Origin of the sequence: Taibaiella chishuiensis, from assembly GCF_003014535.1 — a bacterium.
In the GTDB taxonomy this organism is placed as follows: domain Bacteria; phylum Bacteroidota; class Bacteroidia; order Chitinophagales; family Chitinophagaceae; genus Taibaiella; species Taibaiella chishuiensis.
In genome coordinates, this window is record NZ_PYGD01000001.1 from 949,014 (window position 1) to 964,669 (window position 15,656).

16 protein-coding genes are annotated in these 15,656 nt (G+C 49.4%); 9 read left to right on the top strand and 7 right to left on the bottom strand.

Going from position 1 to position 15,656, the window contains the following annotated elements:
* Positions 1-153: 153 nt before the first annotated feature.
* From B0I18_RS04005 to B0I18_RS04045, 9 genes are all read left to right on the top strand, one after another.
* A complete protein-coding gene (locus B0I18_RS04005; RefSeq protein WP_106521343.1) occupies positions 154-2,955 on the top strand; it encodes a TonB-dependent receptor in 2,802 nt (933 codons plus the stop codon).
* Positions 2,956-3,129: 174 nt separating this feature from the next.
* Complete coding sequence (locus B0I18_RS04010) at positions 3,130-4,539, top strand: hypothetical protein (RefSeq protein ID WP_106521344.1); 1,410 nt, start codon at positions 3,130-3,132, stop codon at positions 4,537-4,539.
* A 157-nt stretch (positions 4,540-4,696) separates the two neighbouring features.
* The gene (locus B0I18_RS04015; RefSeq protein WP_146146648.1) at positions 4,697-6,529 is read left to right on the top strand and encodes a tetratricopeptide repeat protein; all 1,833 of its coding nucleotides are present in this window, start codon (positions 4,697-4,699) and stop codon (positions 6,527-6,529) included.
* 56 nt (positions 6,530-6,585) lie between these two features.
* Entirely contained in the window at positions 6,586-7,383 is a 798-nt protein-coding gene (locus B0I18_RS04020; protein WP_245882045.1) for a DUF3108 domain-containing protein, read from the top strand.
* A 92-nt stretch (positions 7,384-7,475) separates the two neighbouring features.
* Positions 7,476-7,985, top strand: coding sequence for a DUF2480 family protein (locus B0I18_RS04025; protein WP_106521347.1), 510 nt, complete (start codon positions 7,476-7,478; stop codon positions 7,983-7,985).
* 4 nt (positions 7,986-7,989) lie between these two features.
* A complete protein-coding gene (locus B0I18_RS04030; RefSeq protein WP_106521348.1) occupies positions 7,990-8,565 on the top strand; it encodes a 3'-5' exonuclease in 576 nt (191 codons plus the stop codon).
* Between the two features lie 17 nt (positions 8,566-8,582).
* On the top strand, positions 8,583-9,077 hold the full coding sequence (folK, locus tag B0I18_RS04035) for a 2-amino-4-hydroxy-6-hydroxymethyldihydropteridine diphosphokinase (protein ID WP_106521349.1): 495 nt from the start codon (positions 8,583-8,585) through the stop codon (positions 9,075-9,077).
* A 45-nt stretch (positions 9,078-9,122) separates the two neighbouring features.
* Positions 9,123-9,749: a deoxynucleoside kinase gene (locus B0I18_RS04040; protein ID WP_106521350.1), complete on the top strand. Its 627-nt coding sequence runs from the start codon at positions 9,123-9,125 to the stop codon at positions 9,747-9,749.
* 20 nt (positions 9,750-9,769) lie between these two features.
* The gene (locus tag B0I18_RS04045) at positions 9,770-10,513 is read left to right on the top strand and encodes a ParA family protein (protein ID WP_106521351.1); all 744 of its coding nucleotides are present in this window, start codon (positions 9,770-9,772) and stop codon (positions 10,511-10,513) included.
* A gap of 155 nt (positions 10,514-10,668) precedes the next feature.
* Here the strand turns inward: B0I18_RS04045 and B0I18_RS04050 are convergent, their stop codons facing one another.
* The 7 genes from B0I18_RS04050 to B0I18_RS04080 all read right to left on the bottom strand — a co-directional run bounded on the left by B0I18_RS04050 (position 10,669) and on the right by B0I18_RS04080 (position 15,551).
* The gene (locus B0I18_RS04050) at positions 10,669-11,256 is read right to left on the bottom strand and encodes a DUF420 domain-containing protein (RefSeq protein WP_106521352.1); all 588 of its coding nucleotides are present in this window, start codon (positions 11,254-11,256) and stop codon (positions 10,669-10,671) included.
* Positions 11,257-11,304: 48 nt separating this feature from the next.
* On the bottom strand, positions 11,305-11,952 hold the full coding sequence (locus B0I18_RS04055; RefSeq protein ID WP_181358330.1) for an SCO family protein: 648 nt from the start codon (positions 11,950-11,952) through the stop codon (positions 11,305-11,307).
* Between the two features lie 112 nt (positions 11,953-12,064).
* Positions 12,065-12,505, bottom strand: coding sequence for a cytochrome C oxidase subunit IV family protein (locus tag B0I18_RS04060; RefSeq protein ID WP_106521354.1), 441 nt, complete (start codon positions 12,503-12,505; stop codon positions 12,065-12,067).
* Between the two features lie 64 nt (positions 12,506-12,569).
* Positions 12,570-13,328 (bottom strand): cytochrome c oxidase subunit 3, encoded by a 759-nt coding sequence (locus tag B0I18_RS04065; protein ID WP_106521355.1) that lies wholly within the window; start codon positions 13,326-13,328, stop codon positions 12,570-12,572.
* Positions 13,329-13,464: 136 nt separating this feature from the next.
* The gene (locus B0I18_RS04070; protein WP_106521356.1) at positions 13,465-14,028 is read right to left on the bottom strand and encodes a cytochrome c oxidase subunit 3; all 564 of its coding nucleotides are present in this window, start codon (positions 14,026-14,028) and stop codon (positions 13,465-13,467) included.
* 56 nt (positions 14,029-14,084) lie between these two features.
* Positions 14,085-14,984: a heme o synthase gene (gene cyoE / locus B0I18_RS04075; protein WP_106521357.1), complete on the bottom strand. Its 900-nt coding sequence runs from the start codon at positions 14,982-14,984 to the stop codon at positions 14,085-14,087.
* Between the two features lie 240 nt (positions 14,985-15,224).
* Positions 15,225-15,551: a HesB/IscA family protein gene (locus B0I18_RS04080; protein WP_106521358.1), complete on the bottom strand. Its 327-nt coding sequence runs from the start codon at positions 15,549-15,551 to the stop codon at positions 15,225-15,227.
* Positions 15,552-15,656: the final 105 nt, after the last annotated feature.

Sequence of the window (15,656 nt, forward strand, 5' to 3'; positions counted from 1 at the left end):
TGATTTGATAACCTTAAAAACCATCGCTCTGTTTACAATTCGGTAACATGTCGGTAATTTTCCCATAACATTAAGTTTACGCACTCGTAACATTACGCTAATTCAAAGGTAACATTGGCGATAGACCTTTGCGCCAAATTCAATACCTCATTTATGCGTAATTTATTTTTATCCCTATTGTGTTTGTTGTTTGCTACTCAGGTATTTGCAGACGGGAAGATAACCGGGACCATTACGGACGGAACTTCCGGCGAAACCCTGATCGGCGTTTCAGTAGCCCTTAAGAAAGACCAGGATACCCCTCCTGTTTCGGGCACAGTAACAGATATTGACGGTAACTTCTCTTTTGAGGCGCCGTCGGGAGCATACGAAATAGAAATCAAGTATGTAGGTTACCAGGCCAAGACCATAACCGATATCAAAGTAGCAGACGGTCAGGTGACCAAAGTGCCGATCGCGATGAGCGAAAGGAAAAATACAGAACTGGATGAGGTGGTTATCCGCAGCAGTATCAAAAAAGAGTCGGTTAACGCCCTGTATAGCATGCAGAAAAATGCGGTAGCCGTATCCGATGGTATCTCTGCCGACGTGATCAAACGCTCGCCCGACCGCAGCACAGGCGAAGCCCTGAAGCGCGTGAGCGGTACCACGATCCAGGATAACAAATTCGTGATTGTACGTGGTCTGAGCGACCGTTACAATACCGCCCTCGTGGATGATGCCGTACTGCCCAGTACAGAGCCCAACAGGAAGGCCTTCTCGTTCGATATTATCCCCTCCAACATGATCGATAATATCGTGATCACCAAATCCGGTACACCCGATCTGCCCGGCGACTTTGCCGGTGGTGTGATCAATATCCTCACCAAAGAGGTGCCGGACGAAAACTTTAATTCCATCTCTATCGGTACCGGTTACAATACCGCATCTACCGGTAAAGCATTCAAATCGGGTTACCGTACCGGTACCGACTTCCTCGGTTTCGACAACGGTGCGCGCCAGCTGCACCCCAACTTCCCGACACAGGCCGGTATCAATAAACTGAACCCTAACCAGCCGGAGCAATCTGTACCTTACCTGAAAGCGCTGAACAACGACTTCGGTGTACGCGAACATTCCGCTCTGCCCGCTGCAAACCTGCAGGCTTCCCTGGGTCGCGTGTTCCGGTTCAAAGGCAATGCCCGTCTTGGTGTTACCGCTGCCATTACTTATAACCACAGCGAGAATATCAAAAGGGATCTTACCCGCCAGTACGATAGCTACGACTACCTCGACAACGTTTATAACTATTCTACCAACCTGGGCGCTTTGCTGAACATCGGTTACAACTCCGGTAAAAGCAAGATCAACCTGAAGACCTTCTACAACCGTATCTTCGACGATAACTTCCTGTACAGGGAAGGGGAGAATAACTCTTCTACAAAAAATATCAAATACTACGCCTTTGACCTGGTACAGAAATCCCTGTTCAAAACCACGCTGAGTGGCGAACACCAGGTGGGCCAGGGCCAGAGCAAACTGAGCTGGTTAGCTTCTTACAACTACATTACCAATAACCAACCCGACCAGCGTAAGGTATCTTACTTCCAGGCTCAGGGATCCGGCCTGCCTTACGAAGCCGACCTGGGTACCGTTGGTAAAGCCAACAACCGCCTGTTCGGCGACCTGCAGGAAACCGTACTGAACGGCGGCCTGAACTACAGCCTGCCTTTCAACTTCCTGAACAAAAGCAACCTCAAGATCGGCGCATTCGGCCAGTACCGTTACCGCGATTTCGAGAACAGGTACCTGGGTATGGTGATCGACTTCCGTAAACCTAACTACGAAAGCATCCTGCAACGCCCGATCGAAAACCTTTTTGCCCGCGATGCGATCGTTGATAATTATTACTCGCTCGTTGATGCATCGGTGGATGGTGACCGTTATACGGCCAAAGCCCGCACACTGGGTGGTTATGTAATGCTTGATAATAAAATTACCGACAGGTTCCGTATCGTATGGGGCGCCCGCCTGGAGTCTTACAACATCAACCTGTCTACCCTTACCAAAAAGGAAGTAGAGCAGACCTGGACAGACATCTTACCTTCTGCTAACCTTACTTATTCCCTGAACGATAAAACCAACCTGAGGGCTTCTTACTTCAGGAGCGTTGCCCGCCCGGAATTAAGGGAGATGGCCAACCTGGGTTATTATGACTACGAACTGTCTGCCAACGTTACCGGTAACCCGGCTCTGAAACGCAGCCTGATCGACAATATGGACTTAAGGTACGAGTGGTTCCCGAATGCCGGCGAGATCATCTCTGCTTCCGTATTCTACAAGCACTTCAACAACACGATTGAGAACTATATCTATGCCGATGGTAGCGCTTACGAGATCAAACCGATCAACTACAAAAGCGCAAGGAATATCGGTGTGGAAATCGAGATCCGCAAAAAGCTGGACTTCCTGTCCAAGTCTTCTTTCCTGAAGAATATGAGCTTCTATGCCAACGTAGCTTACATCGATTCTAAAGTTAAAATTGATGATACCGCGTTCTTTATCCGTGGTCAGCGCCAGACTGAGCGTGTACTGAGCGGTCAGTCTCCGTTCGTGATCAACACCAGCCTGGGTTACACCTCTACCAATGGTAAGTTCAATATGAACCTGCTGTACAACGTTATCGGTCAGCGCCTGTACCTGGTAGGCCAGGGCCGTATCGGTAACGTATACGAGATGCCGCGTAACCTGCTCGACTTCCAGGTAAGTTATGCCGTAAGCAAGCGCAGCGAGTTCAGGTTAAACATAAAAGACCTGATCAACAACCCGGTTCGTTTCTACTTCGACCAGGAAATGGATAAGAAATTCGGCGAGGTTGGTTTTGCTGATGGCAAGATCGATCCGGACAAAGACTGGTTGCTGCAGAGCTACAAACCAGGCCGTACTTTCTCGCTTACGTATACCTACAAGTTCTAAAAAAACAACCTGATTTCTGATACAAAAAGACGCACGGCAACGTGCGTCTTTTTTGGTGTGTAAAAAACGCTGAAATGCCCGCCCTGCAATGTTTACACAGGCATAATATTGGGTTAACGATTTGGTTATATTGGCCCGGTACTTTTGCTAAAAATTATAAAACAAAACGTTATTATGAAAAAGCTTATTCTTCTTAGCTTTAGTGCAGCCGCGGTGTTGATGGCATCTTGCAGCAGCAAGGACCCGATAGACCCGGTTGTTGTTCCACCTACTCCTGGCGACACAAGTAAAGTGGTAGTAGTTACCGGCGACATTTCTTCAAATACAGAATGGTCTTCCGATAAAAAATACCTGATTAAAGGCTTTGTTTATGTGACTAACGGCGCTACCCTGAAAATCAATCCGGGTACAGTTGTCTTCGGTGATAAAGCTACAAAAGGTACTTTAACTGTTACCCGTGGTGCTAAGATTGATGCACAAGGTACAGCAGATAAGCCGATCATCTTTACTTCTTACCAGGCTGCCGGCGCTCGTCGTGAAGGCGACTGGGGTGGTGTGATCCTGCTGGGTAACGCTCCTGTTAACCCTTCAAGCGGTGATGCTAAGATCGAAGGTGGTCTGGTGCCAACCGTTACTTCTGAAGAGAAAAAATACATCTGGTACGGTGGTACCAATGCTGACGATAACTCCGGTACTATGAAATATGTACGTATCGAATTCGCTGGTATCGCCTTCACACCTGATAACGAAATCAACGGTCTTACCTTCGGTGGTGTAGGTCGTGGTACAACGATCAGCTATGTACAGGTATACCGTTCCGGCGATGACGCTTTCGAGTGGTTTGGCGGTACTGTAAACTGTGATCACCTGGTTGCTGCTTACACCTGGGATGACGACTTCGATACAGACTTCGGTTACTCCGGTAACATCCAGTTCGGTGTTTGTCTGCGTGTAAAAACTGTAGCTGACCAGAGCGGTTCTAACGGTTTCGAATCTGATAACGATGCCAACGGTTCTACCAACGCACCACAGACTAAAGCTGTATTCTCCAACATGACGATTGTTGGCCCGATCCAGGGTAGCAGCGGTAGCGGTCTGAATGCCAACTACCAGAATGGCGCCCAGATCCGTCGTAACTCTTCTATGTCCCTGCACAACTCTATCGTAATGGGCTTCCCTATCGGTCTGTACATCGACGATACCAAAGGTACTGCTACTTCAGGCAACGCTACTTCCGGCGCTCTGAAATTTGCTAATAACCTGATCGCTGGCTGCCCTACCAAACTGAAAGCTTCTACTGCTTCATTTGATATCGCTGCATGGGTTGCTGCCGGTAACAATACCCTGCTCGACAGCACACAGCAGATCGGCCTGGTTGATCCTTTCAAATTCACGGCTTCCCTGTCTGCTCAGGTTGGTCGTCCTAACTTCCTGCTGGCTAGCGGTTCTCCTGCTGCTTCAGGTGCAAGCTTCCTCAACCTGCCTAACGTATTTACGCAGGTTGCTTACAGGGGTGCGTTTGACGGTTCTACCGACTGGACTGCTTCCTGGACTACATGGGATGCTGAAAACACCAACTACTAATTCAGAACAAAATATTAAATGTTCTTTTCCCGGCCCCGGAAGCTATGCTCCCGGGGCTTTTTTATTATACCGGCCCGCAAGCGCCGCGATATTATTCGTACTTTAGCATAAACCGCTATTGCCGGGTATTAAAGATCCGGGCATCAGCGCTTATCGCATGACTTATTTAAAGATCAGAAAATTCAGTTTGGTGTTGCTGCTCTCCCTGGGATGCAGTACTTCGCAGTGGGCACAAGCCCAGCCGCCCGATATCGCACTTGCCCGCCAGTATGCGCAAAACAAGGAGTATGATAAAGCCATACCGGTGTTCAAACATATCTACGAGCAGGCGCCTTTCGACAAGGGGGTGTATGACGAATACCTGGATGCCCTGGTAGCAGCTGGCAAGTATACCGATGCCGAAACATTGGTTCAGTACATGATGAAGATCAGGCGCGAAGACCCGGTAATGCTGCTGGACCTGGGCAGGGTATACGATGCCGATAACAAAAAGAAAAAAGCAACCGAACAATACGATGCGGCTTTAGAGGCGGTAAGCGGGGAGGAATTCCGTACCCGCCAGCTGGCCGATGCCTTTACCCGCATGGGTAATACCGACTACGCATTAAAAGTATACGACCGGGCCAGGACGCTGAGCCGCAACCCGTATGCCTATGGTACGGAAATGGCTTTGTTGTACGGAAAAAAAGGGAATGCCGAAGGCGCCAGCGCTGCGTTGATGGATGTGCTGGTAACCCAGCCCAATGCCCTGGACGATGTGAAAGCTTCGCTGCTTAAAATTACAGAAGGCGACGAACGCAAGCTGGAGATGGTACGCAAGCAGATCGGTAAACGCATCAGCGCACAACCCGATAACCCGTACTGGGTGGAGTTGATGACCTGGATCTATACCCAGAAAGGCGACTATGCGGGCGCCTTCCAGAGCGTAGTAGCGCTCGATAAAAAAATGAAAGAGGCGGGTGAACGAGTGATGACCTTTGCCGGCTCGGCCATTAAAGATGGTCAGCCTGTTATAGCGCAACAATGTTATGAATACGTGATGCAGAAAGGTAAGGAAGGCCCGATGTATGACCAGGCCTGGGCCGGCAAGATCGATGTATTACAAACGCAGGTGGCCGGTAAAAAGCCGGTGGACGAGCGGCAGGTAGCCGTCCTGCTCAAAGAATACCACAACTTTTTGCAGGAGTATCCCCAGTACAATACCAGTACCCTGGTTCAGGCCTATGCAGAAGCCCTGGCCCGCTACGGGCACCAGGTCGACTCGGCCATAGCCCTGCTCGAGAAAGCGATTACGGCGCCCAATGCAAGCCGCGAGTTTGTCGGGTATTGCAAGCTCGACCTGGGCGACTACAACCTGCTGCAGGATAAGGTTTGGAATGCGACCCTGCTTTACTCCCAGGTAGATAAAGCGTTTAAAGAAGACCGCCTTGCCGAAGAGGCGAGATTCCGTAATGCAAAGCTGGCCTATTACCGGGGCGACTTTAAATGGGCGCAGCAACAGCTGGCCGTATTAAAGGCTTCTACTTCAGAACTGATTGCCAACGATGCCCTTTACCTTTCGGTGCTGATTACCGAAAATAGCGCAGGCGACAGTATACAGCCCGCCCTGCAACGTTTTGCCGCGGCCGATATGTTGCTGTTTCAAAACAAGACCAGGGAGTCGGATCAACTACTCGACAGCATAGCAAAGGCTTTCCCCGATAATGCGCTGCAGGACGATATCCTGTTGTTGCGTGCCAAGATTGCCGGTGAAGAAGGCCGGAATAACGATGCCGTTACCTACCTTGAAAAAATATTGAAAGACTACGGTACCGATGTACTGGGCGACGATGCGGCATACCGCCTGGCCCTCCTGTACGATGAGGTGCTGAAGGACAAGGCCAGGGCGCTGCAATATTATGAAGTGCTGATTACCCAATACCCGGGCAGCACCTATATCCAGGCGGCCCGGGCGCGCTACCAGAAACTAAAGGATCCGAAGGACTCCTGATACCCGGCGGCAGGTAAACCCCGGCGGCAGAACGGGGTCTAACTAAAATGAATAAGATGAACAGGATTGTTACAGGACTACTATTGCTGATAGCCGGCCTCAGCCGGCCCGCTGCTGCGCAGAACGATTTCTGCGGGCTCAGCAACAAGTGTATCAAGGCTGGCGAGCAACTCAATTTCCGGGTATATTACAACCTTAATTTCGTTTGGGTAGGAGCGGGAGAAGCCAATTTTACCACCACCCTCGAAACTCTTAACGGCAAACAGGTTTTCCATATCGTGGGCGACGGCCGTACCTATAAATCCTATGACTGGATATTCCGGGTAAGAGACCGCTACGAAAGCTTCCTGGATACGGAAACATTGCTGCCTTATAAATTCATACGTAATGTAGACGAAGGCGGATACAAGTTTACCAACAACGTGGTGTTCGACCAGGCCCAGGGCAAGGCCGTTTCCGGCACGAAAACCTATACCGTGCCCAAATGTGTGCAGGATGTATTGTCGGCCATATATTACGCCCGTAATATCGACTACAACAGTTATAAGGCCGGGGCTAAGATACCGTTCAGTATGTTTCTCGACGACCAGGTCTATAACCTCTATATCCGGTATGTAGGCAAGGAAAGAATCAAGACCAAATACGGCACCTTCAATGCCATCAAGATCACGCCGCTGCTGATCAAAGGCACAATATTCGAGGGTGGCGAGAAGATGGCCGTATGGGTAAGCGACGACGAAAACCATATTCCCCTGCGGGTCGACAGCCCCATACTGGTGGGCAGTATCAAGGTGGACATGATGGGGTACAGCAACCTGAAATACCCGCTGCGTGCACTTATCAAAAAGAAATAACTTTTGACAATACACAAATTGGAGCGACTTGACGTATTAATCGTAATTTTGCCGTGTTCACCTGCCCGTTCGGGGCAGTATTGACGGGATATATGGAAGATCTGATCGTAAATAAAGTTGCAGAAAGCGGGATTGTTACCCTGAATATGGAGTCCTTTAAACCGGCTCCCGAAACCCTTTCCGTGTTCGATATCAAGCCTTTCCTTTTCCGGGAAATGATGCTCCGGGAAAAAGACTTCCGGGCGGCGCTGGCCACCCACGACTGGGAGCAGTACCGCGGCAGGCACGTAACCGTTACCTGCTCAGCCGATGCCATTATACCCATGTGGGCCTATATGCTTATCACCACGCAGCTGAGCCCCGTTGCCGAAAGCATCGTTTCCGGTACGGAAGAGGCGCTGGAAGAGCAGGTATTGCTGCGCAATATCCTGGGTATGGATGCTGCGGCTTATGCGGATAAAAGAGTAGTCATTAAAGGATGCGGCGATAAGGCGCTGCCTGCATCCGCCTATGTAGCCGTTTCTGAGAAACTGCGCCCGGTGGTGAAGAGCCTGATGTACGGAGAACCCTGTTCTACTGTCCCTGTGTATAAAAAGAAATAGCTGAATGAAGAAGCCGACAGATACCGACCCGGTTAACAGTTTTACCGCAATAGATTTTGAAACCGCCCATGGTAAGGCCTACAGCATTTGCCAGGTGGGCCTGGTACGGGTGGAGCAAGGGATAATCACCGACGAGATGAATATCCTGGTGCAGCCGCCTGCCAACGAATACCACTGGGGCAATACCCGCGTGCATGGTATCAGCAGTAAAGATACCCTGCGTGCACCTACTTTCGACGCCGTATGGCACCGGATGGAGCCTTATGTTACCGGTCAGCATATCGTGGCGCACAATGCGCCTTTCGACTGTACCTGCCTGCTGCAGACCCTGGCTTATTATAACCTGCCGCAGCCGCATTTCGAACAGCACTGCACCGTTAAGATCTTTAAACGCAACCTGGCCCTGCTTTGCAAGCTCTATGACATCGAGCTGAAACATCACGATGCCTTATCGGATGCAAGGGCCTGTGCCACGCTGTTTATGATGCACCTCGAGGGCAAATCGGAAGAGATGCTGCAACTGCTCGAACTGCATCATCCGCGCAAACCCAAATATCCCCAACCGCAACAACCCCGCTAACCAAGTCCATTCCCTGCATGCATTCTGTATTCCTGCTTACCGGCAGCAACCTCGGAGACCGCGCCACGCAGCTCAGCGCCTGCATCGCTGCCTTGCAAAACCGCGCCGGTACGGTAACCGCCAGCTCACAGGTATATGAAACCGAGGCCTGGGGTAAGGAAGGATTGCCGCCGCACCTGAACCAGGCGCTGCACCTGTCGACCACGCTGAGCCCGCTCGAACTGCTTACCGTGATCCACGATATCGAACATGGCCTGGGCCGGGTAAGACAGGAAAAATGGGGGGTACGGGCTATGGACATCGACATTATCTACTACGACGATATGGTGCTGAACCTGCCGGCGCTGACCATACCACACCCGCTGATGCAGGAACGGCGGTTTGTATTGCAGCCGCTTACCGAGATCGCAGCCGCTTACCTGCATCCGGTATTCCGCAAAACCACGGCCGAACTGCTCTCCTCCTGTGCCGATCCCCTGGCGGTAATGCCCGGTAATGCCGGCGAAAGATAACCCGGCGCCTCCCCACTTTGCCCGGGTAATATTTATCTTTGCGCCATGGAGTATCATTTTATCGCTATCGAAGGAAATATAGGTTCCGGGAAAACTACATTGGCGCACAGGCTGGCAACTCATTACAATGGTAAACTGATACTGGAGCAGTTTGTAGACAATCCTTTCCTGGCCAAATTTTACGAAGACCGCGACCGGTACGCCTTTCCTGTAGAACTTTCTTTTCTTGCAGAACGCTATAACCAGCTGAAGGCCCAATTGCTGAACCGGGACCTGTTCCAGGAGATCATTATCTCGGATTATGTCATCACCAAAAGCCAGCTTTTTGCCCGGGCCAACCTCAACGAAGATGAGTATGATCTTTTCCAGCGCATGGCAGAAATAATGAAAAGTAATCTTCCGAAACCTGATTTAATCATTTATCTTCATGCACCGATAGTAAAACTGCAGCAACAGATCAGGAAGCGGGGACGGCCCTACGAGCAGCAGATCAGGGATGAATACCTGGAGGAGATCGGGGCGGCCTACTCGGCTTACCTGGAGCAGGAAAAGAGCAGGATCTTACATATCGATACTACGTTGTTGGACTCCAAAATAGACGAGGACCTGGCGCAATTGATTGCTTTCCTGGATGGAGGACCGATAACATCGCAGGCTATGTTTTTAAAGTAAACGACAAATCCGGATGTTCTATGTTTGTAATGGCACTGTACAATCTAAAAGGCGGCGTAGGTAAAACGGCTTCCTGTGTTAACCTGGCTCACTTAGCGGCCTCCGACGGGTATCGCAGCCTGTTATGGGATCTCGATCCGCAGGGCGCAGCCAGTTATTATTACAAAACACATACCCGGGCCAAGAGCGGTGTGAAGAAACTGCTGGAAAAAGAGGTATCGCTCGACGAGCTGATCCAGCTTACCGACTACGAATACCTCGATGTGATTCCTGCCGATAAATCGTCACGTAAGCTCGATATCCTGCTCGACGAACATAAGGGCTCCAAGAAGCAGATCCGGCAAATGCTGAAGCAGGCCCAGGGTAATTACGACTTCATCTTTATCGATTGCCCGCCGGGCTTTTCCGTACTGGCCGATAATATATTCGAGGCGGCCGACGCCGTGCTGATGCCGACCATACCCACCACCTTATCGCTCCGTACCTACGAGATCGTAAAAGAATATTTCGAAGATAAAAAGCTGCCGCTTGAAAAGCTGATGTGTTTCTTTACCATGGTAGATTCGCGCAAAAGCCTGCATGCCGAGGTGATGGAGACGCTTTACCAGGACCAGCGTTTCTTCGGTACTTACATTCCCTACCTGTCGGAAGTGGAGAAAATGGGCATCTACCAGGCGCCGGTTACCGCCTTTGCGCCTTCGGGCCGTGCGGCGCAGAGTTATGCCGAGCTCTGGACCGAGATCAAGGAAGGGGTATTGTACTGATCCTGTCCTTGCATAAGACCCGGAAACTTTGCCACCACAGGCACAACGGGAAAAAATAAACAAATTGTTTCGTGAGGGTAATGCTCTATAAAATAAGCGAAGGCGCAGATCTGATCTGCGCCTTCATTTATTTAGGTCTTTTATGCCCGGGAAAATCAGTTGTAATAAGGTGCGATCATCCAGTACACCACCACGCCGGTAACGGCCACATAGAACCACAGCGGCCAGGTATAACGTGCAATTTTACGATGGCGGCTATACTCGCCGGTAAGCGCACGGTAGGCCGTAAACAGGATAAAAGGCAGGATTACAGCTGCCAGGATGATATGCGTAACCAGGATGATATAATAGATATAGCGGGTGCCCGACACGGCAGCGGCTTCGGCAGCCGACAGCACACCGTTATGATCGATATCGCCGTACTTGGTATCGCCGGCAAACAGGTGATGCCCGATATAGAAAACCAGGAACAATACCGACAGCACGATCGCCACCAGCATGATCTTTTTATGCAGCACAAATTTGCGGTTCTTGGCCGTTACCAGACCCGCGATCAGCAATACGCTTACCACCGAATTGATCAGGGAATTGATGAAGGCGAATACGTGGATATTAAAGCTAAAAGGCGACTCCGGCGGTGGGATGCGGCTCAGCGAGGCCACTACCAGGAAAATGACTACGGAAACAATCGTGATCAGCCAGTTGGCTAGTTTGTCGTTTTTTTTAATCGATGCAGGTATCATGTATGCGGTATTTTAATTTTAAATAAAAGCCGGCGTACCGGGAAGGGCTTACCGGCCCTTTTTTCTTTTCTCTACATTAAGGATATAAATATCGTCGGCCACCTGTTTGGTTGCTGCCTTATCCTGGCCGTCAAAATACCCCCTGATATTCCTTGCCGTGTCGAGCAGTACGAACTGCTGCGAGTGTACGAAATCGCCCGGTACGTCGGCATCGCCGAGGATCAGGCCCAGTTCGTTCTTCGCATAGTTGAAGATGGAATCGCGGCTGCCGGTAAGGAACCACCAGCGGTCATGGTCGGCGCTGAACCGGTCGGCATAGGCGCGCAGTGCGGGCACCGAATCCCGTGCGGGATCTACGGATATGGATATGAACTGCACCAGGTCGGGATTCTTTTTGATATAGGCCTTCTGAAGGTCCTTCATATTGCCGCTTAGCTGCGGGCATACGGTGGGGCAGGTGGTAAAGATAAAATCGATAACCAGTATCTTACCCTTCAGGTCCTTATTGAGGCTTACGCGCTGCCCCAATTGGTTGGTGAGCGTAATATCGGCCACCTTATGGAAAATGGTATCATTAACGGTTTTACCGTCCTTGATCACCTTGTCGATCCGGTCTACACGGTAGTAGGCGGGTATCTTCAACCTGCCGTCGGAGAACTGGCGGGTTATAAAATAAAAAGAAAGCGGTAGCACCATCGCTACCGCTATTCCAATTATATACTTTAATGTTTTGTTTGAAAGCATGATCTTAATGCTTGCCGGTTGTACTATTTAATAAAATCGAAAGATGCAGGAGTTAAGCAGCAGCTTATTTTGTGCTTTCGATATTGATCGTATCTGCCTGGGTATTGTTCATGTGCAGCCAGTGCTTGCCATCTACGATAAAGGCGATAATGAACCAGATAAAGAGGCTCAGTGGCAGCAGCACGGCAAATACGAAGTTTTTCTTCTCATCGCCAAGGTGCATGAATACGCGAACGATATAGGCGGCTTTAACGATCGTAAGTACCAGGAACACGGTAAGGATCAGTGCGGAGTGAACGCCGGCATAGTGTGCGCCCAGACCGATGGCTACTTCGATGATCGTTACCAGCGATAATAAACCGGTAACCTGCCAGATCCTTTTTACCTGTTTGCGGCTTTCTTCCGATTTGATATCAGAGTGATGCGCTAAAACACCGGAATACAGTTTGGACTGATCGCCTTCGTACAGGCTCTGGATATCTTCGTGATGATGATGTGCAGACATTTATTAAAATACTTTAAGCTTTAAGAATAAGTTGGAATAATATGCTCGGTTAAAACAACCGGCCTTACAGCAGGTAGAAGCAGGTGAATACGAATACCCAAACCAGATCTACAAAGTGCCAGTACAGACCTACTTTCTCTACCATTTCGTAGTGGCCGCGACGCTCGTAAGTACCGTTTACGGTATTGATCAGGAGCATAATGTTCAGGATTACACCGGAGGTAACGTGCGCACCGTGGAAACCGGTGATGGTAAAGAAGTAATTGTAAAAGTCGTGGGTAGCATTGGCAGCAACAGAAGGGTTAGCGGCAATAGCCTCGGCCGTACCTGGCTTATGCATATTGAACAGGTGCTTAACACTGTCCAGGGGAGCGTCGATGAAAGAACCCCACCAGGCGCCGGTATGGTATAAGTGCGTCCACTCCCATGCCTGGCAGGCCAGGAAGCAGATACCACCGATGATGGTCAGCAGCATCCAGCGGATAACACCTTTTTTATCGTTGTAGTGGCCGGCATGTACGGCAAGCACCATCGTTACAGAACTCAAAATGAGGATGAAGGTCATCAAGCTCACGAACATCAGCGGCATCGGTTTGTGCAGCAGGTCGCTCAGCACGGGGAAAGAGTGGAATACCTCGTTCGGATCAGGCCAAACATTGCTGGCAAAACGGGTAGTACCGTAGCTGATCAGCAATGCACCAAAGGTAAGGGCATCCGAAAGCAGGAAAAACCACATCATTATTTTACCATAACTCACGTTATAGGGTGACTGGCCGCCGCCCCATTTACTTGTAGTAGCTGTAGCTGTAGAAGCTTGTGTCATAAAACCGTAAAATTTTTATTGGTAGCTCAAAAGACGCTGCAAGTTACTGTATGTTGTTTATTATTAAAAGCAACTTGCTTATATTTTTTAAAAACTACTGATAAAAGATAAAGAAAAATTGAAAAATTATACTATACTATTGGTTCATCAGGAAGAAGATGAACAGGTAAATCCATAAAATATCGACAAAGTGCCAATAAGTGCCTACGATCTCGAGGCCGGTGCTGCTGTATATTTTAACCTTACGGCTAAAGGTGCGCATAAAGGTAATGAGCAGGGCTATCACGCCGCCGATAATATGCAGGGCGTGCACGAGCACGATCACGATCAGGTATTGGAACGATACATTATTATTCCACTTGGTATGGAAATAAAGATCTTTAAAACCGAGATATTGCAATACGGAGAAAATAACGCCCAGCACCAGGGTGATGGTGATCATCGCCTTGTGGAGCGGCATCTGGCGCTGTTTGAAACTGCGCATGGCCAGTACCATGGTCAGGCTGCTGAGCAGGATGGCAACGGTAGAAAGGTAAAACTCGGTAGGCAGGTTGAAGTTAACCCAGTTGCCCTGCGACTTGCGTACGATATAACCGCTCGTAAGACCACCGAACATCATGATGATACTACCAATAGCGATCCACATGGCAAACTTCTGCGGGTGGATCTTTTTTCGTTGTTGTTTCTCTTGTCCGGCCATTATCATATGTGCAGGTTGGCTTGTTGTTGAGCTGTAAATTAAAATCTTCTTATTGCTTACATTTTATCGATCAGTAATGCCAGCAGTACCGTTGGCAAAAAGATAAACGAAGCATACATCAGGCGTTTGGCCGATGTGCGGTCGTTGCGTATATAAAAAATAAAAGAAGCAAAGGCGTAGAGCAGACCGGCTGCGATCGATACCCACATACCTGCCTGGCCGCTGAGGCCGATCTGGTGCGGCAGCATACAAAGCGGGATGAGGGTAAGGCTGTAGAAAATACACTGCAGGCCTGTAAAGGAAGTTTTTCCTTCTTTGGATGGCAGCATACGGATGCCGGCTTTCAGGTAATCTTCATAACCTACCCAGGCAATCGCCCAGAAGTGGGGGAACTGCCAGAAGAACTGGATCAGGAAAAGCGCCCATCCGCCCAGGCCCAGGTGGCCCGTGCCGGCTACCCAGCCGATAAGCGGGGGCAAAGCGCCGGGTATAGCGCCGATAAAGGTAGCGATCGGGTGGATCTTCTTCATCGGGGTATAGGCAAAACCATAAAGCAGCAGGGATAAAAAGCTTAAGGCTGCAGCCGCAACATTAAAGTAAAAGGCCAGCAGGCCTACGCCGGCTACGGCAGAGAGTACGCAAAGGGTCCAGGCCTCGGTAACACCCATGCGCTCGTCGGGCAGGGGGCGGTTCATGGTGCGCTTCATATTGCGGTCGCTGAACCGTTCGAGGATCTGGTTGATGATATTGGCTGCATTGGTAACCAGGATACCACCGGTAAACAGGATAATCACCTCTTTCCATTCGAAAGGTATACCGGGAACCATCAGGTAACCCACAACACTGGAAAATACAACCATGAAGCTGAGATTTGGCTTCATCAGCTGGATATAATCCCGCAGTTTAGCCGCTACAAAGGAGTATTCTTTTACTTTTATCGGTTCTTCCCTAAGCATGAAATAATAGATAATAATGTTTGCAGCATAAATATCTGGTCGGCAAAGGTAGCAGTTTTAGGTTTTTTTTGAACAAATTTTTAACGGAGCGATCCTTAGCGATTCGTTAACGGAGGGGAAAACCGGGGTAAAAAGGACAAAAACAAGGGGCTACACATAAAAAAAGCGGGAGAAATAAATCTCCCGCCTATATTGCAGTTAAGGCTTTAGTTCCGCTATGGCCAACGTTCATTATAATACCTATACCGCAAAACTTTCTCCACAAGCGCAAGTCCGGCTTGCATTTGGATTTATAAAGTGAAAACCTTTGCCATTAAGGCCATCCGAAAATTCTAATGTAGTATCACAAAGATACAAAAAACTTTTGATATCCGTCACCAATTTTATCCCCTTATCTTCAAAAATCTGGTCTCCGCTCTGCGGCTCGTTATCAAAGTCCAGTTTATAAGAAAGCCCCGAACATCCGCCGCCTACGACACCGATACGCACAAAAAAGGCTTCGCCAAGTTGCTCTTCCTCACGGATCTGCAGCACGCGCTCTTTGGCTTTGTCTGAAATGTAAATCATATTAATTTAATATTTTAATTGTTTTTATCACGCGGGACGGTGTCGGTTTTTCCTGCATCAAATTGCAAAGATAAGGTTAAGCTTTTATTATCAGCTTGTTTTCAC

Coding starts and splice junctions, on each gene's coding strand:
- B0I18_RS04010 (WP_106521344.1), top strand. CDS start 3,130: ATGAAAAAGCTTATTCTTCTTAGCTTTAGTGCAGCCGCGGTGTTGATG.
- B0I18_RS04070 (WP_106521356.1), bottom strand. CDS start 14,028: ATGGCCGGACAAGAGAAACAACAACGAAAAAAGATCCACCCGCAGAAG.
- B0I18_RS04060 (WP_106521354.1), bottom strand. CDS start 12,505: ATGTCTGCACATCATCATCACGAAGATATCCAGAGCCTGTACGAAGGC.
- B0I18_RS04030 (WP_106521348.1), top strand. CDS start 7,990: ATGAAGAAGCCGACAGATACCGACCCGGTTAACAGTTTTACCGCAATA.
- B0I18_RS04055 (WP_181358330.1), bottom strand. CDS start 11,952: ATGGTGCTACCGCTTTCTTTTTATTTTATAACCCGCCAGTTCTCCGAC.
- folK (WP_106521349.1), top strand. CDS start 8,583: ATGCATTCTGTATTCCTGCTTACCGGCAGCAACCTCGGAGACCGCGCC.
- B0I18_RS04040 (WP_106521350.1), top strand. CDS start 9,123: ATGGAGTATCATTTTATCGCTATCGAAGGAAATATAGGTTCCGGGAAA.
- B0I18_RS04045 (WP_106521351.1), top strand. CDS start 9,770: ATGTTTGTAATGGCACTGTACAATCTAAAAGGCGGCGTAGGTAAAACG.
- B0I18_RS04025 (WP_106521347.1), top strand. CDS start 7,476: ATGGAAGATCTGATCGTAAATAAAGTTGCAGAAAGCGGGATTGTTACC.
- B0I18_RS04050 (WP_106521352.1), bottom strand. CDS start 11,256: ATGATACCTGCATCGATTAAAAAAAACGACAAACTAGCCAACTGGCTG.
- B0I18_RS04065 (WP_106521355.1), bottom strand. CDS start 13,328: ATGACACAAGCTTCTACAGCTACAGCTACTACAAGTAAATGGGGCGGC.
- B0I18_RS04005 (WP_106521343.1), top strand. CDS start 154: ATGCGTAATTTATTTTTATCCCTATTGTGTTTGTTGTTTGCTACTCAG.
- cyoE (WP_106521357.1), bottom strand. CDS start 14,984: ATGCTTAGGGAAGAACCGATAAAAGTAAAAGAATACTCCTTTGTAGCG.
- B0I18_RS04080 (WP_106521358.1), bottom strand. CDS start 15,551: ATGATTTACATTTCAGACAAAGCCAAAGAGCGCGTGCTGCAGATCCGT.
- B0I18_RS04020 (WP_245882045.1), top strand. CDS start 6,586: ATGAACAGGATTGTTACAGGACTACTATTGCTGATAGCCGGCCTCAGC.
- B0I18_RS04015 (WP_146146648.1), top strand. CDS start 4,697: ATGACTTATTTAAAGATCAGAAAATTCAGTTTGGTGTTGCTGCTCTCC.